The 21,383-nt window shown below is 63.4% G+C and carries 23 protein-coding genes; 15 read left to right on the forward strand and 8 right to left on the reverse strand.

The genetic code is table 11. The features are described from left to right. Nucleotides 1–47: 47 nt before the first annotated feature. Nucleotides 48–932: a LysR substrate-binding domain-containing protein gene (locus P0D73_RS06500; RefSeq protein ID WP_408176600.1), complete on the forward strand. Its 885-nt coding sequence runs from the start codon at nucleotides 48–50 to the stop codon at nucleotides 930–932. Nucleotides 933–993: 61 nt separating this feature from the next. Here P0D73_RS06500 and P0D73_RS06505 read toward each other — a convergent pair whose 3' ends face one another. Both P0D73_RS06505 and cynR read right to left on the reverse strand, forming a co-directional pair. Next, complete coding sequence (locus tag P0D73_RS06505) at nucleotides 994–1,740, reverse strand: glucose 1-dehydrogenase (protein WP_132374366.1); 747 nt, start codon at nucleotides 1,738–1,740, stop codon at nucleotides 994–996. 308 nt (nucleotides 1,741–2,048) lie between these two features. Continuing rightward, complete coding sequence (gene cynR / locus P0D73_RS06510) at nucleotides 2,049–2,963, reverse strand: transcriptional regulator CynR (RefSeq protein ID WP_408430431.1); 915 nt, start codon at nucleotides 2,961–2,963, stop codon at nucleotides 2,049–2,051. A gap of 123 nt (nucleotides 2,964–3,086) precedes the next feature. Here cynR and P0D73_RS06515 point away from each other — a divergent pair, with 123 nt between their 5' ends. Then, nucleotides 3,087–3,746 (forward strand): carbonic anhydrase, encoded by a 660-nt coding sequence (locus P0D73_RS06515; RefSeq protein WP_132374364.1) that lies wholly within the window; start codon nucleotides 3,087–3,089, stop codon nucleotides 3,744–3,746. Between the two features lie 27 nt (nucleotides 3,747–3,773). Further along, nucleotides 3,774–4,244, forward strand: a complete 471-nt coding sequence (gene cynS, locus P0D73_RS06520) for a cyanase (RefSeq protein ID WP_408311117.1) — start codon at nucleotides 3,774–3,776, stop codon at nucleotides 4,242–4,244. Between the two features lie 196 nt (nucleotides 4,245–4,440). On the opposite strand, the gene P0D73_RS06525 is transcribed toward cynS, so the two are convergent. Next, nucleotides 4,441–5,190, reverse strand: coding sequence for a sulfite exporter TauE/SafE family protein (locus P0D73_RS06525; RefSeq protein ID WP_408176596.1), 750 nt, complete (start codon nucleotides 5,188–5,190; stop codon nucleotides 4,441–4,443). Between the two features lie 150 nt (nucleotides 5,191–5,340). Here P0D73_RS06525 and P0D73_RS06530 point away from each other — a divergent pair, with 150 nt between their 5' ends. Beyond that, a complete protein-coding gene (locus P0D73_RS06530) occupies nucleotides 5,341–6,225 on the forward strand; it encodes a LysR family transcriptional regulator (protein ID WP_408176595.1) in 885 nt (294 codons plus the stop codon). 162 nt (nucleotides 6,226–6,387) lie between these two features. Next, on the forward strand, nucleotides 6,388–7,368 hold the full coding sequence (locus tag P0D73_RS06535; protein ID WP_408176594.1) for a PDR/VanB family oxidoreductase: 981 nt from the start codon (nucleotides 6,388–6,390) through the stop codon (nucleotides 7,366–7,368). Nucleotides 7,369–7,417: 49 nt separating this feature from the next. Here P0D73_RS06535 and catC read toward each other — a convergent pair whose 3' ends face one another. From catC to P0D73_RS06550, 3 genes are all read right to left on the reverse strand, one after another. Beyond that, a complete protein-coding gene (catC, locus tag P0D73_RS06540) occupies nucleotides 7,418–7,708 on the reverse strand; it encodes a muconolactone Delta-isomerase (RefSeq protein ID WP_012433151.1) in 291 nt (96 codons plus the stop codon). A gap of 140 nt (nucleotides 7,709–7,848) precedes the next feature. Continuing rightward, on the reverse strand, nucleotides 7,849–8,757 hold the full coding sequence (gene catA, locus P0D73_RS06545) for a catechol 1,2-dioxygenase (RefSeq protein WP_408176592.1): 909 nt from the start codon (nucleotides 8,755–8,757) through the stop codon (nucleotides 7,849–7,851). 55 nt (nucleotides 8,758–8,812) lie between these two features. After that, on the reverse strand, nucleotides 8,813–9,970 hold the full coding sequence (locus P0D73_RS06550; RefSeq protein ID WP_408176591.1) for a muconate/chloromuconate family cycloisomerase: 1,158 nt from the start codon (nucleotides 9,968–9,970) through the stop codon (nucleotides 8,813–8,815). A gap of 103 nt (nucleotides 9,971–10,073) precedes the next feature. Here P0D73_RS06550 and P0D73_RS06555 point away from each other — a divergent pair, with 103 nt between their 5' ends. Beyond that, nucleotides 10,074–10,961 (forward strand): LysR family transcriptional regulator, encoded by an 888-nt coding sequence (locus tag P0D73_RS06555; RefSeq protein WP_132374357.1) that lies wholly within the window; start codon nucleotides 10,074–10,076, stop codon nucleotides 10,959–10,961. 13 nt (nucleotides 10,962–10,974) lie between these two features. On the opposite strand, the gene P0D73_RS06560 is transcribed toward P0D73_RS06555, so the two are convergent. Then, nucleotides 10,975–11,895 carry a LysR family transcriptional regulator gene (locus P0D73_RS06560; protein ID WP_132374356.1) on the reverse strand — a complete coding sequence of 307 codons (921 nt, stop codon included), beginning with the start codon at nucleotides 11,893–11,895 and terminating at the stop codon, nucleotides 10,975–10,977. 104 nt (nucleotides 11,896–11,999) lie between these two features. On the opposite strand from P0D73_RS06560, the gene P0D73_RS06565 reads away from it, so the two are divergent. From P0D73_RS06565 to P0D73_RS06580, 4 genes are read left to right on the forward strand one after another with little or no spacing between them, the layout of a single operon-like run. Next, complete coding sequence (locus P0D73_RS06565) at nucleotides 12,000–13,283, forward strand: aromatic ring-hydroxylating oxygenase subunit alpha (protein ID WP_408430435.1); 1,284 nt, start codon at nucleotides 12,000–12,002, stop codon at nucleotides 13,281–13,283. Next, on the forward strand, nucleotides 13,280–13,780 hold the full coding sequence (locus P0D73_RS06570) for an aromatic-ring-hydroxylating dioxygenase subunit beta (protein WP_132374354.1): 501 nt from the start codon (nucleotides 13,280–13,282) through the stop codon (nucleotides 13,778–13,780). The genes P0D73_RS06565 and P0D73_RS06570 overlap by 4 nt, the downstream gene beginning before the upstream one ends. A 31-nt stretch (nucleotides 13,781–13,811) precedes the next feature. Further along, on the forward strand, nucleotides 13,812–14,195 hold the full coding sequence (locus P0D73_RS06575; protein WP_408176587.1) for a tautomerase family protein: 384 nt from the start codon (nucleotides 13,812–13,814) through the stop codon (nucleotides 14,193–14,195). A gap of 39 nt (nucleotides 14,196–14,234) precedes the next feature. Next, nucleotides 14,235–15,551, forward strand: a complete 1,317-nt coding sequence (locus P0D73_RS06580) for an MFS transporter (protein ID WP_408176586.1) — start codon at nucleotides 14,235–14,237, stop codon at nucleotides 15,549–15,551. Between the two features lie 7 nt (nucleotides 15,552–15,558). On the opposite strand, the gene P0D73_RS06585 is transcribed toward P0D73_RS06580, so the two are convergent. After that, nucleotides 15,559–17,055: a PAS domain-containing sensor histidine kinase gene (locus P0D73_RS06585; protein ID WP_408430439.1), complete on the reverse strand. Its 1,497-nt coding sequence runs from the start codon at nucleotides 17,053–17,055 to the stop codon at nucleotides 15,559–15,561. Between the two features lie 239 nt (nucleotides 17,056–17,294). On the opposite strand from P0D73_RS06585, the gene P0D73_RS06590 reads away from it, so the two are divergent. The 5 genes from P0D73_RS06590 (at nucleotide 17,295) to P0D73_RS06610 (ending at nucleotide 21,369) form a co-directional block, all read left to right on the forward strand. Next, nucleotides 17,295–18,467, forward strand: a complete 1,173-nt coding sequence (locus P0D73_RS06590; protein ID WP_408176583.1) for an acyl-CoA dehydrogenase family protein — start codon at nucleotides 17,295–17,297, stop codon at nucleotides 18,465–18,467. A 59-nt stretch (nucleotides 18,468–18,526) separates the two neighbouring features. Next, nucleotides 18,527–18,904 carry a hypothetical protein gene (locus tag P0D73_RS06595; RefSeq protein WP_408430441.1) on the forward strand — a complete coding sequence of 126 codons (378 nt, stop codon included), beginning with the start codon at nucleotides 18,527–18,529 and terminating at the stop codon, nucleotides 18,902–18,904. A gap of 10 nt (nucleotides 18,905–18,914) precedes the next feature. Further along, nucleotides 18,915–19,430 carry a nuclear transport factor 2 family protein gene (locus P0D73_RS06600; RefSeq protein ID WP_408430444.1) on the forward strand — a complete coding sequence of 172 codons (516 nt, stop codon included), beginning with the start codon at nucleotides 18,915–18,917 and terminating at the stop codon, nucleotides 19,428–19,430. Then, nucleotides 19,427–20,551: an amidase gene (locus P0D73_RS06605; RefSeq protein WP_408176580.1), complete on the forward strand. Its 1,125-nt coding sequence runs from the start codon at nucleotides 19,427–19,429 to the stop codon at nucleotides 20,549–20,551. The genes P0D73_RS06600 and P0D73_RS06605 overlap by 4 nt, the downstream gene beginning before the upstream one ends. 74 nt (nucleotides 20,552–20,625) lie before the next feature. Beyond that, nucleotides 20,626–21,369 (forward strand): SDR family NAD(P)-dependent oxidoreductase, encoded by a 744-nt coding sequence (locus P0D73_RS06610; protein ID WP_408176579.1) that lies wholly within the window; start codon nucleotides 20,626–20,628, stop codon nucleotides 21,367–21,369. The last annotated feature ends 14 nt before the right edge of the window (nucleotides 21,370–21,383 follow it).

Below are 21,383 nucleotides of genomic sequence, written 5' to 3' on the forward strand. Positions count from 1 at the left end.
ATAATCGATGCAGGTATCGCAATAACTTATAGCTCGGCGAGGCACACGTGCAATACGCGCAATTGCGGGCGTTTCATGCGGTCGCGGAACATGGCGGGTTTTCCAAAGCGGCGCAGGCGCTCTCGCTCACGCAGCCGGCCGTATCGGATCATGTGCGGCGGCTGGAGCAGGATTACGGCGTCAAACTGTTCGAACGCGGGCCGCGCGGCGTCGAGACCACCGAACTCGGTCTGCGCCTCTTCAGCGTGACACGGCAGATGCTCAGTTGCGAGCGCGACGCGCGGCAACTGCTCGAATCGGCGGGCGGCCTCGAATCCGGCTCGCTGTCGCTGGCCGCGGACGCGCCCGATCTGGCGGTCGCGTTGATCAGCGCATTTCGCAAGCTGCATCCGGGCATCGTCGTGACGCTGTCCATCGCCAACGCCGCGGACTGCATGCAGCGCGTGCTCTCGAGCGCCGTCGACGCGGCCATTACCGCCGCGCCGCAGGTGCACAGCCGCCTGGAGGCGCGAGTGTTGCGGCGCGATCCCCTGGTCGCGATGGTGCCGGCGAGCTATCCGGTGGCGAAGAAGCGCAAGCTGAGCTACACCGAACTGGTGCAGCAGCCGATGATTTTCCGCGAGTCGCAATCCGTTACGCAGCAGTTGCTGGAGATCGAACTGGTGCGCGAATCGCTGCAGGTGGAACCGGTGATGTACGTGGACGGCCGCGAGGCGCTCGAAGAAGCGGTCGCGCAAGGCATGGGCGTGGGCGTGATCGCGCGCGCCGAATTCAACGAATCGCGGCGGATCAGAATGATTCCGCTACAGGACTGTCAGGTTCGGATGATCGAATCGCTGACCCGACTCGCCGAGCGGCCGGGATCGAATCTGCTGGACGCGTTGTTCGCGGTGGAGTTGACCAAGCCTGCGCCTGCTACGCCGGCTGGATAAAACGAAAAGCCGCCCGGCAGGCGACGCCTGCGGGCGGCTTTCTTTCTTCACGCCAAACCGCTTAACGCGATCCACCGCTCGCGATCAGGCTTTCACCCGTCAGCCAGCGCGCGTCGTCGGAGGCGAGGAAGGCGACGACATCGGCGATATCGTCGGGCTGGCCGATACGACCGAGCGGCGTCGTGCTGACGGCCCACGTTTCAAAGTCGGAACCGATGATGCCGCCGCTATGCGTGCCTTCGGTTGCAACCATGCCCGGATTCACCGAATTGACGCGGATCTTGCGCGGGCCGAGCTCACGTGCAAGCACCCCCGTAATACCGTCGACGGCACCCTTGGTAGCGGTATAGACCGCGCTGCCCGGCGGCGTGATGCGGCTCACCACCGAACTGATATTGACGATGCTGCCGCCTTCGCCGAGATGCTTGACCGCTGCCTGCGTGGTCAATAGCAGACCCAGCACGTTCACGTTGAAGTGCTTGTGGAAATGCTCTTCGGTAATCTCTTCGATCGGCGAGAATTCATACACGCCCGAGTTGTTGACGAGAATGTCGAGACGGCCATACGTTTCCACAGCCGTGTCGATGATGCCTTGCGCGTCCGCCGCTTTCGACACGTCGCCTGCAACGGCCACGGCCTTGCCACCGGCGGCGGTAATCGCTTCGACCACGCCGTCCGCGCCCGCCTTGCTCGACGAATAGTTCACCACCACTGAAGCGCCTTGCGCCGCCAATGCCTTGGCGATCGCCGCGCCGATACCTTTCGATGCACCGGTTACGACAGCAACTTTACCTGTGAGTTTGCTCATGATCGATTCCTTTAAATGGGATTGGCGCCGACGCTGTCGCGAAGATTCGCGGGCTGCGGTGGAAATGCACTGGCGCTGACACTGGTGACAATGTAGGCATGTCGGCCGTAGGGATAAAGCGGCTGAAGGCGAATAGATACGTCGGTTGAGCCGAACAATCGGAAGACAGGTGACGCGGATAGCTCGAAGGCTCGATGCGAGTGGCGGCGTCACCCGCCAGCGCGAACGGGGGATCGCGAGTAAGCGCGCGCATAAGACCGAACGGTGCTCTCCCCTTGTCAGTGTAGGCGGTTCAAACCGTCAGCGTTTCACAAAACAGCCTTTGCGCGCCGCCCACCTGTTTCAGCCACACGCTCTTCGAGCGCGAGCTCAATGAAGGCCCGCGTTGCCGCGTTCCGATACGCGCCCTTGCGCAATAGCAGCGCAGCCGTACGCTGCGGCAGAGCCGGCTCCAACTGCACGAGAAACAGATCGCTATGCTCGCGCGCGATCGCGGCCGGCAGCAGCGTGGCGAGTGCACTGCGGCGCACGATCTGAACGACCGCGCCAATCGAGTTCACCTCCATCGCGATGCGTGGCGAAATGCCGTGCTGTCTGCAATATCGATCGATGTACTGACGCGTTGCGAACTCTTCGTTAAGCAGCACGAGTGCTTCGTTTTCAAATTGACTTAGCTTCAACGCGGAACGACGCTTCGCATACGGGTGCGCGTTGCCGACCACCATCGCCAGTGCTTCGACGAATAGCGTCTGCGTCTCGATGTCGGGTGTGTGCGTTTCGTCGAATGCGATGCCGATGTCGAGCGCATCTTCGTTCAGCAACGCCTCCATCCTGTCCTGCGGCATTTCGAGGATGTTCAGCGTGATGTTCGGATAGCGGCGGTTGTACTTCTCCAGAAGCGGGCCGATCAGGTAGGCGGTGAATGTCGGCGTCATCGCGAGACGCAGCGAACCGCGGCTCAACTCCTGTACGTCGTGAATCGCCCGCTTGCCCGCCTCCAGGTCCTGCAGCGCGCGCTGCGCGTAGTGCACATAGGCCGTGCCGGCATCGGTCAGCTGGATCGTGCGGCCGGACCGGTCGAGCAATTGCACCCGCAACGTGTCTTCCAGCTGCCGGATCTGTTGCGACAGCGTCGGCTGCGACACGTGCAGCGCCTCGGCAGCGCGTGTGAAATTGCGGTGCTCGGCGACTGCAAGAAAATATCGGATGTGCCTGAGCAGCATGATGTCCTCGCGAACTATTGGTCTTCCCTATCGAGAGAATAATAAACCAGTCTTGGACGCTATAGTTTGATCGGCGCACTCTTCATCCATCGATTCTCAACCCACACCCCGATGGAGCGAACCATGCAAGACATCATCGACGGCTTCCTGAAGTTTCAGCGCGACGCCTTTCCGCAGCGCTCCGAGTTGTTCAGGAAGCTGGCCACGAGCCAGCACCCGAGTACCTTGTTCATTTCGTGCTCGGACAGCCGGCTGGTGCCGGAACTCGTTACGCAGCGCGAGCCCGGTGATCTGTTCGTGATCCGCAACGCGGGCAATATCGTGCCGTCGTACGGCCCGGAGCCGGGCGGCGTGACCGCCACGGTCGAGTACGCGGTCGCCGCGCTCGGCGTCACCGATGTGGTGATCTGCGGTCATTCCGACTGCGGCGCGATGACGGCCATCGCGACCTGCAAATGCATGGACCATATGCCTGCCGTGCGCAACTGGCTGCATTACGCGGATTCCGCGAAAATCGTCAACGAGGCGCGCGAGCACAAAAGCGAACGCGACCGGGTCGACTCGATGGTCCGTGAAAACGTGATCGCGCAACTCGCGAACATCAAGACCCATCCTTCCGTGCGGCTCGCCCTCGAACAGGGACATCTGGCGCTGCACGGCTGGGTGTACGACATCGAAACCGGCTCGATCGATACGCTCGACGGTTCGACGAACCGCTTCGTTTCTCTCGCGGAACATCCGCATGCATGTGCCACCCCGGCTCGACTCGACGTCGCGGCCTGACTTTACTTACCCTCGAGGAAATTCATCATGACGCAATCCCAATACAGCCAGGCCCCGCGTGAAGCCCTGACCGACGCGATCATCGACGCAAAGGTTCGCAAGAATCTGACGTTCGAGCAGATCAACGAAGGCACGGGTCTGAGTCTTGCATTCGTCACCGCCGCGTTGCTCGGCCAGCATCCGCTGCCGGCCAACGCCGCCCAGGTCGTGGCCGACAAACTCGAACTCGGCGAAGACGCGGTGCGTCTGCTGCAAACCATCCCGCTACGCGGCAGCATTCCGGGCGGCGTGCCGACCGATCCGACCATCTACCGCTTCTACGAGATGGTGCAGATCTACGGTTCGACGCTGAAGGCGCTGGTTCACGAGCAGTTCGGCGACGGCATCATCAGCGCCATCAACTTCAAGCTCGACATCAAGAAAGTCGACGATCCGGAAGGCGGTCACCGTGCCGTCATCACGCTGGACGGCAAGTATCTGCCGACCAAACCGTTCTGAGGCGGGCGTGGAGCCGTTCTGGTGAGAACGGCTCCATGAATGGCACTGCCACCGCTTACGACGCAGTGAATTCAGCACTTACGCAGCAACATGATCTGCGCGGCCACGCTGGCCAGCACCGCCAGCGCGCCGAGCGTATCCAGAATAATGGGCCACACGATTTGCTCCTTCCACGTTCGCTTTCACTACTGCCTGATTAAACGAATGCGCGCGCCATCAATTGAATGCCCAGTCCGAGAAGGCAGATAAAGAACCAGCGCCTGAACGTTTGCGCGCTAATGCGTCCACGCACGCGCTGTCCGATCCACATGCCGAGCAGCGCCGGGACCACGGCTAAGAGCGATTCGCGCAGATCGCCGGCGGCAAATGCGTGCTCTCTGGTAAGTCCGATCGCCAGCGCGATGGTCGACACCGTGAACGACAAGCCGAGCGCCTGCACCAGATCCTCTTTCTTCAATGCCAGCCCCTGCAGATACGGTACTGCCGGCACGACAAACACGCCAGTGCCGCCGGTGACGACGCCCGTCACCGCGCCGATCGCCGGCGACAACCAGCGCTCGTGCCGCGCCGGCACTGAAAAGCGCCACGCCAGCAAACCGGCCACGGCGTAGAGCGTCAACGCGGCGCCGAGTCCGACCACGGCCCACTCGCCGCCCCCGCCCGCAATGAACGACGCGGCCGCGACCGTTCCGGCGACGATGCCCAGCATCATCGGCCACAAGCGTTTGAGGAGCGCCCGCACGCTCGGACCCGCGAACAGTTGCCAGACGTTCGTTACGAACGACGGCAACAGCAGCATCGCGGCAGCCTGCGCCGGCAGCATCAGCGTGCCGAGCACACCCATGGCGACGGTCGGCAGTCCCATGCCGGTCACCCCCTTGACGAAGCCGGCGACCACGAAAGTCGCGGCGACCACGCCCGCACGCATTGCAAACGAAGAGATCATCGGAATGTTGTTATTGAAGTGATGTCGGCAATTTTCAATCGCCGCGAGGACGGCCACAATGCGTAAGATACTTACTGTGACTTAGGCTGGGGCTAAGGCTGTGACCACAGGCTGAGCCTCGCCCACAACCGAACAACAACCCGTTCCTCCATGCGCTTCGATCTCATCGATCTACGCCTGTTTCTGCATATCCTCGAAACCGGCAGCATCACTCACGGCGCCGCGCGCGCGAACATGTCGCTGCCGTCGGCGAGCGCGCGGCTGCGCGGCATGGAAGACGCGCTCGGCATGCCGCTGCTCGAACGCGGCCGACGCGGCGTCGAATCCACGCCGACCGGCGACACGCTCGCGCATCACGCGCGGCTCGTACTCGGGCAGATCGAAAGAATGCAAGGCGAACTGGGCGAGCATCAGGAAGGCCGCAAAGCCTGCATACGCCTGTGGACCAACACGGCGGCCATCACCGAGTTCCTTCCCGCCACGATCGGCCTCTTTCTGCGCGATCACCCCAATGTGCAGATCGACCTGAAGGAGCGTCAAAGCAGCGAGACGGTCAAAGCGGTGCTGAGCGGCGCGGCTGAAATCGGCATCATTTCCGATGCGGTCGAACATGGCGCGTTGCAGACCTTCCCCTTCGCCATCGACAAACTCGTGTTGATCACGAGCCGCGACGACGCGCTCGCCACCCGCCGCCGCACAACGCTCGCGGAAGTGGCGGACAGGGAGTTCATCGGACTGAGCGCGGACAGCGCGTTGCAGGCCTACCTCGGCGAGCGCGCGCTGCTGGCCGGCCAGCCGCTCAGCTTCCGCACCCACGTGCGGACGTTCGACGCCATCTGCTGCATGGTCGAACAAGGTGCCGGCGTGGGAATCGTGCCGGCCACGGCGGCGAAGCGCTATCGCGGCACGCCCGGCATCCGCACGATCGAGCTGACCGATATCTGGGCCGCGCGCCAGTTGCTGATCTGCATGCGCGACCTGAACGCAATGCCGCGACCGGAAAAGGCGTTGGTGCGGCATCTGGCCGGGATTTGAAGCTACGGTCTGGTGCGTCTGCGCCGCAGCATTATCAGTCTAATTTATCTGACTAACCATTTTTAATCGATTTGCCTGATTTAGCGCGGTTTCCTATCCTTGACGCACAACCGCATGCGGCTCGCTGCATGCGCCGTCCGCCTCTCTTTTGCCGGCAAGATCATGGAAAGAACCACCTTCAACGTGCGCGTCGATAGCGTTCGCGACGAAGCGCATGGCGTGCGCTCGTTCAGCGTCTCGCGCCTGGACGGGCAACCGTTCGATCACTACGAACCCGGCGCGCACATCGACGTCACCGGACCGTCCGGCGTCACGCGACAGTATTCGTTGTGCGGCGACCCGGATCAGCGGGACGCGCACTTGTTCGCCGTGAAGCGCGAAGACACGTCACGCGGCGGCTCGCGTTCACTGCATGAGGATGTCACGGTCGGCAGCAAATTGACCATCGGCGCGCCGCGCAATCTGTTCCAACTCGCGCCGGGCGCCGAAGAACATATTCTGATCGCCGCCGGCATTGGCGTCACGCCGCTCCTGAGCATGGCGTATCGTCTGCTCAAGCAGCAGCGGCGCTTCGTGTTGCACTATTTCGCGCGTAGCGCGGAGCACGCGGCGTTCTTGCCGCTGCTCTCACGCGCGCCGTTCAGCGATTATGTGAAGCTCCACTTCGGCGTCGCGCGCGAGCAACTCGATGCGGTGCTCGGCAATTGTTTTGTGAATGCGCGCGAAGGCACACACCTTTATACCTGCGGGCCGGCGCCTTTCATGGAACGTGTGGTGGCGATTGGCGAAACGCATGTCGCGTCAGAAGCGATTCATCTCGAACGCTTTGCCGCTGCTGAGCCGGCTTCAACCACGAACTCCGAATCGGTCACGCTCGATACCTTCGACGTGCAGATCGCGAGCAGCGGCGCGACCGTGCGCGTGGACAAGGACACGACCATCGTCGCGGCGCTGGCGTCGATCGGCATCGAAGTGGATACGTCGTGCGGCGAAGGTGTATGCGGCACGTGCATGGTAGACGTGGTGAGCGGCACGCCTGAGCATCGCGATCATTGCCTGAGCAAAGCGGAACGCGCGAGCGGCAAGGTGATCTGCTGCTGCATTTCACGCGCCGCGTCGCCGGTTCTGGTGCTGGATCTCTAAAGCATCAACAAGGTGCTGCATTCGCAGCACCTTTCACAACCGCCTCGTCTTACCGGTCGTCGTCGCGAATCGACGACGCATGCCGGCACAGCGCGCGCACTTCGACATCCATATACGGAAACAGTGGCAACTGGCTCAGCACGTCGTGCAGATGCGCGGGGCTCTCCACGTCGAATACGCTGATATTCGCGTAGCGGCCGGCAATGCGCCACAGATGCCGCCACACCCCCTCCTGTTGCAGCCTTTGCGACATCGCCTTCTCATCGGCCTTCAGGCGCGCGGCGCGTTCGGCATCCATATCGGCCGGCAGGTGGACGGTCATCTCAACGTGAAACAGCATGCTTGCTCTCCTCTCTGATCGGTAACAAAAAAGCCCTGGCGGCCCGGCCAATCGCGCCGCGCAACCAGGGCTGACAGATTCGTGCGATATGTCCGGGCGTTTTCTCTCAGGTGCCCGGTTTCAGCCCTGCGAAAGCGGCATCAGGCTTCAGCGCGCAGACGCTCCACTTCGGCGTCCGGCAGATTGTCGCGGTCCTTGAACAGCGTGAAGTCGAAATCGATCAGCGCGAAATTGCCGTCCACGCCATACGGTTTGCCTTCGGCGCCTTCAGCCTGCTTGACCGCCGGCACGAGGCCGTCGCGCGTGGCGAACGCAAAGTCGTCCCACAGATACGGATCGCCGTCGATGTTGATCTGCGTGGTCAGCTTGCGAAAACCCGGCGCGGAAACGAAGAAGTGAATATGCGCCGGACGATGCCCATGACGGCCGAGTTGATCGAGCAACAGTTGCGTCTGGCCTTGCGGCGGCACGCTATAGCCGACCGGCACGACGCTGCGGAAGCTGTATTTGCCTTCGGCGTCGGTACGGATCGAGCGGCGCAGATTGAAGGCCGGCTGCGATTTATCGAAGTACGAGTAGTTGCCGAGATGGTTCGCGTGCCACACTTCGACGAGCGCGTGAGCGAGCGGCTTGCCGTCTTCGCCCAGCACGCGGCCGCGCATGATCAGCGTCTGGCCCGGATCGGTGCCGTCGTCGAGGCGCGCATGCCCATCCGAGACCGGGGCGCCGGCCACATACAACGGGCCTTCGATCGTGCGCGGCGTGCCGCCTTCGATACCGGCCTTCGCCTCCGCTTCATCCAGACGCAGATCGAGAAAATGCTCGAAACCCAGACCCGCGGCCAGCAGACCGAGTTCGCCGCTCTTGCCGGCGTCGCCGAGATAGTTCAGCGCGGTCCAGAATTCGGCGGGCTGCACGTCGAGGTCTTCGATCGTATAGAACAGGTCCTGCACGATCCGGTTGACGATCTGCTTGGTGCGCGGATTGCCTTCGCTGGTGGCGCTGTCGTTGATTTTATTGAGCAGCGCGTCGATAGCTTGCTTGTTCATGGGGTATCTCCTTCGATTGATGTTCTGGATGGCTAACGGATGAGCCTTCAGTGCTTCAGTTGGTAGTGACGCCGGCGCCTTTGCGCGTATCGCGCCGCAGGCGCTCGATCTTGTCCCAGTCGAGCGTGATGCCAAGACCCGGACCTTGAGGCAGATGCAGCGCGAAATTCTCGTAGCTCAGCGGTTCGGTGAGGATCTCTTCGGTCAGCAGCAAGGGGCCGAACAGCTCCGTGCCCCACTTCAACTCGCCGAAGGTGCTGAAGAGTTGCGCCGAGGCGATCGTGCCGACCGCGCCTTCGAGCATCGTGCCGCCGTACAGATCGATGTTCGCGGCCGACGCGATGGCCGCCACGTGCGCTGCGCCCACGAGGCCGCCCGATTGCGCGATCTTCACGGCGAATACATCGGCGGCGCGCGCGCTGGCAACGGCGAACGCATCGGCCGGGCCGTGCAGTGCTTCGTCGGCCATGATCGGCACCTGCGCGAGGTCGGTCAGACGCTTGAGGCCCGCGCGATTCTCCGCCGCGATGGGCTGCTCGATCAGCGTCACGCCCGCATCGGCAAAACGCCGCGCCGCCCAGATCGCCTCCGATTCGCTCCACGCCTGGTTCACATCAACGCGCACTTCGCCGCGTCCTTCCAATGCTTTTCTGATCGCGACGACATGCGCCACGTCCTCGGCAACCGCACGCGTGCCGATCTTCAGCTTGAACACGCGATGGCGCTTCGTTTCATACACCTGCTCGGCTTCGTCGATATCGCGCTGCGTGTCGCCGCTCGCGAGCGTCCACGCCACCTCCACGGAATCGCGCACGCGCCCGCCGAACAACTCCGACAGCGGCACGCCGAGGCGTTGTGCCTGCGCATCGAACAAAGCCGTTTCCAGCGCGGATTTCGCAAAACGGTTGCCCTGAAACAGCTCGCGCAGTTTCGCCATCGCGGCGCCCGGACGCGTCGCGTCCAACCCTTTGAGCAACGGTGCGAAATAGGTATCGATGTTGGCCTTGATACTTTCCGGGCTTTCCTCGCCGTAAGCGAGGCCGCCGATCGTGGTGCCCTCGCCCACGCCGACCAAGCCGTCCGCGCAACGGATGCGCACCAGCACCAGTGTCTGGCAGTTCATCGTTGCGACCGAGAGGCGATGCGGACGGATCGTCGGTACGTCGACGAGAATCGTCTCCACGCTCTCGATCTTCACGGGTGTTGCTATCATTCGTTGCCCTCCTGAACTGCTTGACCGGGAGCCCCAATAGTAGAAACAACCCGCGAAGCAGTCCAACACCGATTCCGACTACTTCCATACCGTAGGGGTATGCATGGAACTACGCCAACTCCGCTACTTCATCGCGGTCGCGGAAGAAATGAACATCACGCGGGCCGCCCATCGCCTGCATATGACGCAGCCGCCGCTTAGCCGCCAGATTCAGCAGATCGAGGAAAGCGTCGGGCTGGCGCTGTTCGAGCGCGGTTCGCGGCCGCTGCGTCTGACCGAAGCCGGCCGGATTTTCTATACACAGGCCAAGCGCCTCGTCGACGAGGCGGATGAACTCGCCCCGCTCACGCGGCGCCTGGCACAACTGGCCGAGCGCGTCGTGATCGGCTTCGTGCCGTCGACGCTGTACGGCGCGCTGCCCGCCGTGATCCGCGCGTTTCGCGAGGCGGCGCCGCATATCGAACTGTCGCTGATCGAGATGTTCACGATCGAACAACTCGCGGCGCTCAAGGGCGGCCGTATCGACGTGGGCTTCGGCCGCCTGCGTTTTGACGATGCACAACTCGCGCGCGAAGTCCTTCTAGAGGAAAGAATGATTGCCGCGCTGCCGCAAGACCATCCGCTCGCCCGGCAGAAGAAGCCGCTGACGCTCGCAGCCCTCGCGCAGGAAACCCTGATCGTCTACCCGAGCACGCCGCGCCCGAGCTATGCCGACCAGCAGCTATCGGCCATGCACGACCATGCGCTGGAGCCGAAAGCGATCCACGAAGTGCGGGAATTGCAGACCGCTTTGGGTCTGGTGGCGGCGCAAGTGGGCGTGTGCCTCGTGCCGGAAAGCGTGGAAGGTCTGCGCGCGCACGGCGTGGTCTACCGGCCCATTCCGGCGGCCAATATCGCTTCGCCAATCATCATGAGCCGGCGTCAGCAGGATGAATCGCCGACCACCACACTGCTGTGTTCGATCGCACGGGACCTGTTCAAACGGGCCTGACGCGGCCCGGCAGTCACTTCTCATCGAAGCGCCGCACGATATCCCCCATCAGATTGCGCAGCCACACGTTGCCCTCGTCCTGATCGAAATGCTCGTGCCAGTGCATCGTAACCGCCGCGATCGGCAAGGTCACGGGCAACTCATAGATCTGAAAGCCGCCGTCGCGATTGAAAATATGCGCGAGACGCCGCGGCAGCGTGGCGAACAGATCGGTGACGGCCAGCACACTTGGCAAGGCCACGAAATGCGGTAGTTCCAGCGCGATATGACGCCCGACGCCTTGCGCGCGGAATTCGTCGTCGAGCGCATGGTGGCTGTGCTCGACCGAGCTGATCTGCACGTGCGACGCATCCAGAAACGCCTTCAGGCTCAGGTCCTTCGTGCGCGGCAGGCCGCGGCGCTTCCTCGTCATACACACGTACGTCTCTTCAAACAGCGCCTGATGCCGTGTACGCGCGGTCAGCGTGGGCAGATTGCCGATGGCGAAATCGAGCCGGCTCGCGCGCAGTGCGTCTTCCATTTCCTCGACCGGCAACGGCTCGATGCGCAATCTCACACGCGGCGCCTGCCGGTGCAAAGCCTCGCAGATCGGCGGCAGATAGGCCAGTTCGCCCGCGTCCGAGAGCGATAGCCGGAACGTGCGCGTGCTCACCGCCGGGTCGAAATGCTCCGCGTAACGCAGCGCTTCGCGCACCGTATCCAGCGCGCGGGACACGATAGTGGACAGTTCCAGCGCGATCGGCGTGGGCTGCATGCCGGCCCGCGTGCGGATGAACAGCGGATCGTCGAACAGCGTGCGCAAACGCCCCAGCGAATAGCTGATGGCGGGCTGCGACAGCGCCAGCCGCTCGCCCGCGCGGGTGAGGCTGCGTTCTTCGACGATCGCCTGAAAAACGCGCAGCAAATTCAGGTCGACGTGGTCCAGCGAGTTCATCGAGATATCCATGCGGTTGATTTTATATTTCATTTTAGATCAATTTGACGCATATCAACGAGTCGGCGAGACTGCGCTTCATCGACCAACCCACCTACACAGCCATGAGCGAATCCTCATATCAGACCGTCGACACGAGCGCGTTGTATCAGCGCGCGCAGTCCGATCGCGTGGCCCCGTCGCTGTACTACGACCCGGCCGTCTTCGAAGCGGAACTCGAGCGCATTTTCTACAAGACGTGGATCTGGGTCGCGCACGAAAGCGAGCTGCCGAATCCGGGCGACTTCCGCACCACCACGATCGGCCGTCAGCCGGTGATCGTGGTGCGCGACAAGAGCGGCGCCGTCAACGTCCTGCAGAACCGCTGCCGTCACCGCGGCGCGACCGTCTGCGAACAGCACAAGGGCAACGCGAAGGGCTTCACGTGTCCATATCACAGCTGGACCTATGGCCTCGACGGCGCATTGCGCGCGTTGCCATACGGCGACGGTTACGAAGGCGTGGTCGACAAGACCGAACTGCCGCTCGCCAGTCTGCGCGTGGGCATCTATCAAGGCCTGATCTTCGCGAGCTTCAATCAGGAGATCGAGCCGCTCGAAGATTTCCTCGGCGGTGCCAAGCCGTGGATCGATCTGTTCATGAAGCAAGGCGCGGGCTATCCGATCAAGGCTAACGGTGAGCATCGCTTCCGCTTCAACGGCAACTGGAAGATCCAGCTCGAGAACACCACCGACCTGTATCACTTCCCGGTAGTCCACAAGTCCTGGATGAAATCGATCGACGACGAAACCGCCGCCGCGATCACGAGCTTCATGACGAGCGACGAAGCCTTCTGCCGCTCGCTCGGCAACGGCCACAGCCTCGCTGTGCTGGTGCCGGAGATCGTCGATCTCGACAAGGACGACGGCGCGCCGATTCCCGAACGCTTCGAAGAACTCGCCGCCTCGCTCGCGAAGGACCACACGCCGGAAGAAGTGCGCCGCATCGTGCGCTCGCTGATGGGCGTCGGCTTCAATCTGAACCTGTTTCCGAACCTCGCGCTGTCGATGGCGTTTTTCCGCGTGCTGCGGCCCATTTCCGCGAACGAGACCGAGATCCGTCACGTCGCGCTCGCCATGGACGGCGGCCCCGAGGAAGCGAACCGCGTGCGTCTGCGCATTCACGAACACTTCCAAGGCCCGTTCGGTTTCGGCAGTCCCGATGACGCCGAAGCGTGGGAGCGCGTGCAGCGCGGCTCGCATGCGGGCCCCGATCTGCCGATTCTCGTGAACCGCGGCTTGAATCGCGAGAGCACAGCGCCAAACGGCGAAAAAACCGCCCACGCCACCGACGAAACCGGCATGCGCGAAGCGTACGCGCAATGGCGCACGATGATGGAGCAAGCATGATGGACGACAGGAACACGCTGTTTTCGCAGAAGACATTCGCCGGTGCGATCGAACTGATCTGGCGCGAAGCCGAACTGCTGGATCGCAAGGACTATCGCGAGTGGCTCACGCTGTGGGACCCGGCGGGCTTCTACGTGGTGCCGATCGATCACGACACCACCGACTTCGCCGCCACGCTGAACTACGCATACGACGATCAGGACATGCGCGAAAAACGCGTGCAACGCATGACGTCCGGCTATTCGGCCTCGGCGAGCGACGCCGCCCGCACGGTGCGCACCGTGTCGCGCTTCACACTCACGAGCGACGCCAGCGATGAAGTCACGGTGAACTCGGCGCAAGTCATCGTTGCCTATAAACGCGGCAAGTCGACGCTGTTCGCCGCGGACCTCACGCATCGCATCAGTTTCGCGAGCGGCGAGCCGCGCATCGTGCAGAAGGTGATCCGGCTGATCGATTCGACCGAAGCGTTGAGCGCGATCGGTTTCCTGCTCTGATCTCCTGGCCTTTGAAACTACGAGCGCAGCGATGCCCACATTAGAAGTTTTTTTGCCGGAAGGTCACGAAGTGGCGCGCAAGGCGGAGTTGATCGCGGGTCTCACGCAGGCTACCGTCACTGCAATCGGCGCACCCGCCGAATCGGTGCGGATTCTGCTGAGTGAATTGCTGCCGCATGATTTCGGCTGGGGTGGCGTGAGCAATGCGAACACTCGGGCACCGCTTCTCACCATCGTGGCGATCCTCATCACCGGCCGCACGCCCGCGCAAAAAGAAGCCTTGATCGCCGCGCTCAGCAAAACCGGCGCGGACGTGCTCGACACGCCGCTTGCCGCCGCCCGCGTGATGATCAAGGACATTCCGAATACCGATTTCGGCATTGGTGGCCAGACTGCGAAATCACTCGGACGTTAGCGCCTTCCCCATTAACCACCGCGAACAGCGAGCACGACGATGCAAAACGACACGTTTTCTCCCACGGCCGGAGCGCCTCCTGCATCCGCGGCACCGGCCACCTCGCGAACATTGCGGCGGATCATCGTCGCCTCCGTGCTCGGCAACGCGCTAGAGTGGTACGACTTTTTTCTATACGGCACCGCCGCCGCACTGATCTTCGGACCGTTGTTCTTCCCGCTGCATGGCGACCCGCTGCTCGGCACGCTCGCCGCATTCGCGGGCTTTGCAATCGGTTTCCTCGCGCGCCCGCTGGGCGGCATCGTATTCGGCCATATCGGCGACCGGCACGGCCGCAAACGCGCGCTCGTCATCACGCTGATGATGATGGGCGTGGCGACCTTCGGCATCGGCCTGTTGCCCACCTTCTCGCAAGTTGGCTTTCTCGCGCCTGCCGCGCTCGTGTGTCTGCGGGTCGTGCAAGGCATCGCATCCGGCGGCGAATGGGGCGGCGGCGTGCTGCTGATCAGCGAGAGCGCGCCGGCCAATCGTCGCGGCTACTATGCGGCGTTCAGCCAGTTGGGCGTGGCGGGTGGCTTCGTGTTGTCGGCGGCCGCGTTCTATCTGGTGCAGCGCTTGCCGGTCGAAAGCTTCATGTCGTGGGGCTGGCGCGTGCCGTTTCTTGCCAGCGTGCTGATCTTCGGCGTGGGCGTGTACATTCGCCGGCGCTTGCCGGAAAGCCGTGACTTCACGGCCGCCAAACCGAAGCATATGCCGGTGCTGACGGTGCTGCGCAATCATCCGAAGCAGGTCTTGCAGGCGATGGGGCTGCGCGTCGCCGAAAACGGCGGGACGTATATCTTTCTTTCGTTCGTGCTGGTGTACGGCAAGACGATCGGCGTGCCGGTTTCGGTGATGCTCGGCGGCGTGATGGTCGCCATGCTGCTCGAACTCGTGACGATCGTGTTGTGGGGGCGTCTGTCGGATGTGATCGGGCGGCGGCCGGTGTATATGATCGGCGCGCTCGGCCTGGTGGTGATCGCGTTTCCCGCGTTCTGGCTGATCGACACGCATCAGCCGATGCTCGTGTTCCTGTCGCTCGTGCTCGGACTGCCGTTCTGCCACGCGGCGATGATCGGCACGCAACCCGCATTGATGGGCGAACTGTTTCCCACGGAAGTGCGTTATTCGGGCATGGCACTCGGTCACGAAATCGCTTCGGTCTTTTCCGGCGGACTCGCGCCGCTCGTCGCCACCGCGCTGTATGCGAAAGTGCGCGCGCCGTGGCCGGTCGCGCTGATGTTGATCGGCTTCGGCGTGATCACCGCGCTCACGCTCGTGACGATTCCCCGCAACACCAGCACCACGCATGATTGAGCTGCGATCAGCCTGGCGGCGCGGCGACGAGAGGAAGCGAGAAGCTGCATTCGAGCCCGCCTTGCTGCGCCGGTTTCGCCCAGATCTCGCCGCCGTGCCGCGTGACGATGTTCTTGCACAGCGAGAGCCCGATGCCGTTGCCACCCGCTTTCGACGAAGAGAAGCCGTCGAAGAGCCGGCCGTGTGCATCGGCGGGAACGCCTGGGCCGTTATCGATCACCTGGGCGATCGCGTACTTGCCGCGCAGGTGCGTGACGAGGCGAAGCTCTCGACGCTGCGCTGCCGCGCCTTCGTTGGCCCCATCTCCAAGCGCTTCGATCGCGTTGAAGGCCAGATTCAACACCACCTGCCCGATCAACACGCGCTCAACATACACAGGCAGCGGCTCCGGCGCCTGCTCGATCTTGAGCGTCACACTCGCCTCGCGAGCACGCAGTTCGATGAAGTACGCAACATCCGCGAGCACCTCGCGCAGGTCCGCATGCGTCTCGCTCTGCTCGCGCTTGACGATGTAATCGCGCACGCTCTTGATAATCAACGCCGCATGTTCCGCCTGACGATCGGCGCTGCGCAGGCCCCACACGGCGTCGTCGATCGAAGCGGGTTGCGCGAGCCGCCGGATCGCGCCTTCAATGAAGTTGCGCACGGCGGCAAGCGGCTGGCTCAGCTCATGGGCGATCGCCGTCGCCATCTCCCCCATCGCGTTGTAGCGTCCTGCATATTCGAGCAAACGCGCTTCGTTGCGCCGCGCTTCTTCGACGGCGACTTCGTCCGTCACGTCGCGAAAGTGCAGCAGCCGCCCATTCAGGTCGTTTTCGATCTCGATACGCCGGCACGTAATGCGCAGCCAGCCCGCCGTACCGTCGCGGCGCGTGATGCGGTAACGCTGCGGCGCCGACGGTTGAATCCGCGGTGCGTCGGCAAGCTGGTCCAGCAGACGCTTGCGGTCTGGCTCACTGCAATAGTCGAGCACGTCCCCCATCGGCGCGCCCTCTTCCAGACCGAGCACGCGCCGGCCGGATTCGCTGACGAACTCCACTTCGCCCGTGGGCGTCAGCACCGCGACGCCTTCGCCGAGATCCTGCATGAATTCGCGCAGCCGCGATTCGTAGCGGCGCAGCGTTTGCTTGAGTGTGTCTTCGGCGCTGATATCGCGGAACTGCACCATCACCACCGCACGCTCGCGAAGCGGCACGTAAGTGGCGATCGCTTCGGACAACATGTCGGCGCCGGTGCGCGAGCGGTAACACCACTCGTACACCTGCGGGCCTTTGGTGATCGAACGATCCATCGCGCCGACGCCGATCTCGCGACGGTACTTCGGTACCGGACGTGTCATGTCCTTCGCCTTGAGCGGCAACAATTCGGCGAGCGTAAAGCCGAGCGCCTCGCAGGCCGCGCGATTGGCCCACACGATCGCCTTGGTCTCGGCGTCGTGCAGCAGCACGCACAGCGTGAGCGCATCGAGAAGGCGGTGGAAGTCTTCTTCGGCGGGGAAATTCATCGGGCAGTACGGCACACAGGTTCGATCACGTATGGGCAGAAACATAACACCAGTGCGCGCGTTGCGCGTCTGAAGATTTCTTTAGATGACCCCGGAGCGTTACCTAAAACCGTGGCCCGCGTCCCAATTGAAGCGTTCTTTTTGCATTTCTAGACTGGTCTGAACCTGCACGGCGCGTCATGTCGAGCACCAACGTGCCGCGAGTTCGAGCCAATAACGAATCAAGGAGAAACCCCATCATGTCCGACACCGCCACCGCCGTTGCTGCCCACCAATCGAGCACATCGAATGCCGCCCGTTTGACGCTCGACGAAGTGATCGCCGAGATCGCCGCGCGCCGCGACGAGTTCGACCGTCTCTCGCATGTGCCGCGCGACGTGATCGCCAAGCTCAAGCGCGCGGGCGTCTATCGCGCTGCCACGCCGCGACGTTTCGGCGGCGACGCGCTCGCGCCCGCCGCGTTTCTCGACATGATCGAGCGCATCGCGGTAGCGGATGGCTCAGCGGCGTGGGTTGCGAGCTTCGGCTCGGCCAATGTCTACCTGGCGGCGCTACCGCTGCACACCCAGGCGGAAATCTACGCCGACGGCCCCGATCAGGTGTTCGCGGGCGGTCTCTTTCCGGTGCAACCGGCGCAGCCCGCGGAAGGCGGCTGGCGTGTGAACGGCACGTGGAAGTTCGCGAGCGGCTGCAAAGGCGCGGACTGGCTCGGCGTGGGCATCGGCGCTGGCGCCCCTGGCACCGGCGGCAAACCGCGTACGGCCGTGTTCCGTCCGCATCAGGTGGAGATTGTCGAAAACTGGGACGTGGTCGGCATGCAGGGCACCGGCAGCCACGATCTGCGCGTCTCCGACCAGTTCGTCGCCGCCGATTGGACCTTCGTACGCGGCGGCGAACCCTGCGTGGACGAACCGCTGTATCGCTACCCGACTATCGCCTACGCCGCGCAAGTGCTCGCCGTGGTCAACCTCGGCCTCGCGCGCGCCGCGCTCGACGTCGCCAACCACATGGCCGGCGGTCACAAGACCACGACCGGCGCGCCGCAACTCGCCGAGCGCGCTTACTACCGCATCGAACTCGCGAAAGCGGAGGCACAACTGCGCTCGGCGCGTGCATTTTTCTACGACACGACCAATGAAGTGTGGCAATCGATCCTCGCCGGCAATCCCGTCACCGCCGATCAGGTGAGCCTGCTGCGCCTCTCGGCGACGCAGATCGCCCGCGAAGGCGCCGATGTCGTGCAGCGCGCTTACCGGCTCGGCGGCACGATGGCGATTTATCGCTCGCATCCGTTGCAGCGCTTGTTGCGCGACTCGATGGTCGTGACGCAGCACGCGTTTCTCGGCGAAGGCAACTACGACGGCGCCGGCGCGGTGTTCGTAGGCGTGCCGCCGATTCCGGGCTACCTGTAAACCATTTTCTAATCGATCACGATCCACCACATAACTACGATTGCAAGGAGCAACGCCTCATGTCCGATATTTCAACGCTGCCGCTGCGTGTTCTATTCTGCTGCGGCGTCACGCAGAATTTCTTCGACTTGCCGCGCGAACAAATCGGTGAAGTCTGGCAGGCTTACGGCAAGATGCTGGCCGCGATCGAAGCGATGGAAGGCGTCAAGGTGCTCGGCATCATGGACGACGACCGCCTCACGGTAGGCCATGCCGACAACTCGCCTTGGACCTTCTATATCATGGCCGACGTGCGCGATTTCGACACCACCGTAGCCGTGTGCAATCTGTATCGCACCACGCCGGTGGGCGAGTACAACCTGTGGCGCTACGGCAAGATCGAAGCGCGTGTCGGACGTGCGCTGCAAGTGCCGCCGCAACATGCCAACGCCGCTTGAGCGTGCCGCAATGAACGCGAACCAGGATACGCTTGCCATATTGACCGAACGCCTCGCCGCGCTCGAAGCCGAATCGGCCGTGCGCCGCACGATGGCGCGCTATATGGCGCTATGCGACGTGCCGTCCGGCGCGCTCGAAGACGAGACGCTCGCGGCGCTGTTCTCCACCGACGCGATCTGGGAAGGCATCGGCCCACAGTACGCAAACAAGTTCGGCCGCCTGACGGGCCACGCTGAAATTCTCGCGATGCTCACGCGCTACCTGCCGCCCTCGCCGCATTTCTCGGTGAACGTGCACTTCCTCACGTCGGAAACTATCGACGTGCAAGGCGCGAGCGCGAAAGGCCGCTGGATCATGCTGCAAGCGTCTGGCTATGTCGATGCGCAAGCCGAACTGATCTCGGCGCGCCTGGAAGTGGATTTCGCGCCTGCCGGCAACGGCCGCGACTGGCTCATCACGCACTTTCGCACGGAGCGCCTGTTCGACGCGCCGTGGCAAGTCAATGCAAGGAAACCGCACCCATGAACGAATTTATCCAGACGCTGTCGTTGGGCGGCACCGGCCCGAGCATCGCTATCAAGGACACGATCGATATCGCCGGTTACGCCACCACCGCCGCGAGCCGCGCACTGGCCGATACGCCGCCCGCGCAAAAGCATGCCGAAGTCGTCGAACGATTGCTCGCGGCCGGCTGGCACATCGTCGGCAAAGCGAACATGCATGAGCTGGCGTTCGGCATGACCGGCATCAACGACTACACCGGCACGCCGCAGAATCCGCAGGACGCGGCGCGCATTCCGGGCGGATCGTCGAGCGGATCAGCGGCGGCAGTCGGACTCAAGCTCGCCGACGCCGCGCTCGGCACCGACACCGGCGGCTCGATTCGCGGCCCCGCCGCATGTTGCGGCGTGATCGGTTTGAAGCCCACCTTCGGGCGCGTGTCGCGGCTCGGCGTGGCGCCGCGAGAGTCCACGCTCGATTGCGTTGGACCGTTTGCACGTGACATGCGCATGCTCGTTGCCGCGATGCAGGCCATCGCCGCTAACTTCGATGCGAACGCCGCGCACGCGTGGCAAGGCGCCTGCAAAGTCGGCATCGTGCAGGCCGAGGCCGCGCCCGAGATCCTCGAAGCCGTGACACGCGCCGCCGAAAAAGCCGCCTGCACCGCGCACGCGCTGCCGCTCGCCGGCCTCGCCGCCGCCTTCGACGCGGGCGTCGCGGTCATCAATGTCGAGACTTCGCGCGCGTTCGGTCATCTGGTGGCCAGTGGCAAGCTCGGCGCGGATCTCGACGCGCGCCTGCGCGCCGCGGCCAACACCACCGCCGCGCAACTCGATGCGGCCGAACAGGTGCGCCGCGACTTCACCGCGGCAGTCGATCACGCTTTAAGCAATGTCGACGTGCTGATTCTCCCCACGCTGCCCGCCCTGCCGATCACACTCGACGAAGCGCGGGGCGGCAAGTCGGTGATCGCGATGTCGTCGCTGATCCGGCCGTTCAATCTGAGTGGCCATCCCGCGCTGAGTTTGCCGCTGCCGATCGGCGGTTCGCCGCTCAAGGCAGGTCTGCAAATCGTCGGACGCAAGGGTCAGGACGAGCAGGTGTGCGCGATCGCGGCGCGTTTCGAGGCCGCCCTCGCCTCTTGAATCGCTTGAGCCATGCCTCGGGCCGTTCGAACGGCGGCCGATTTTTCGAAGTGAAGCGAAGTGGAGTGGATGCAATGCAGAAAAGAGTCGTTCTAGTCACCGGCGCGGCGCGCGGCCTGGGCGCCGCGATCGCGACGCGCTTTCATGCGGCGGGTTACGCGGTTGCCATCGGCGATATCGCGTTCGATGCCGCGGAAGCTCTCGCGCGCGATCTGAGCGCCGACGGTTCCACGGCTTTCGCGCTGAATCTCGACGTGACCGCGAAAGCCGCGTTCATCGCGGCGCGCGACGCGATCCTGCAGCGCTGGGGCCGCGTCGACGCGTTGGTCAACAACGCAGGCGCCTCGAAGGTCGTATCCGTAATGGACATTACCGCCGAGCAATTCGATCAGGTGATCAACGTGAACTTGCGCAGCGTGCTGTTCGGCTGTCAGGTGTTCGGCCAGCATTTCGCCGACACGGGCGCGGGCCGTATCGTCAACATCGCGTCGCTTGCGGGACAGAACGGTGGCTCGGCAACCGGCGCGCATTATGCGGCCGCGAAAGGCGGTGTAATCACGCTCACCAAGGTCTTCGCGCGCGATCTCGGCGCTGCGGGCGTGACCGTCAACGCCATTTCGCCCGGACCGATGGATCTGCCGATCGTCCATGAAAGCGTGGCCCCCGACAAACTGAAGGCAGTGATCGCGAACATTCCAGCCGGACGTCTAGGCTCAGCGGACTATGTCGCCGACGTAGCCGTGATGCTTGCCGCGGAAAATGCTTACTTCGCGAACGGTGCGTGCTGGGATGTGAACGGTGGCGTGTTCATGCGCTAAGCCGATGGGCGTGC

It is taken from the genome of Paraburkholderia sp. RL18-101-BIB-B (genome assembly GCF_046026985.1).
Taxonomy (GTDB): domain Bacteria; phylum Pseudomonadota; class Gammaproteobacteria; order Burkholderiales; family Burkholderiaceae; genus Paraburkholderia.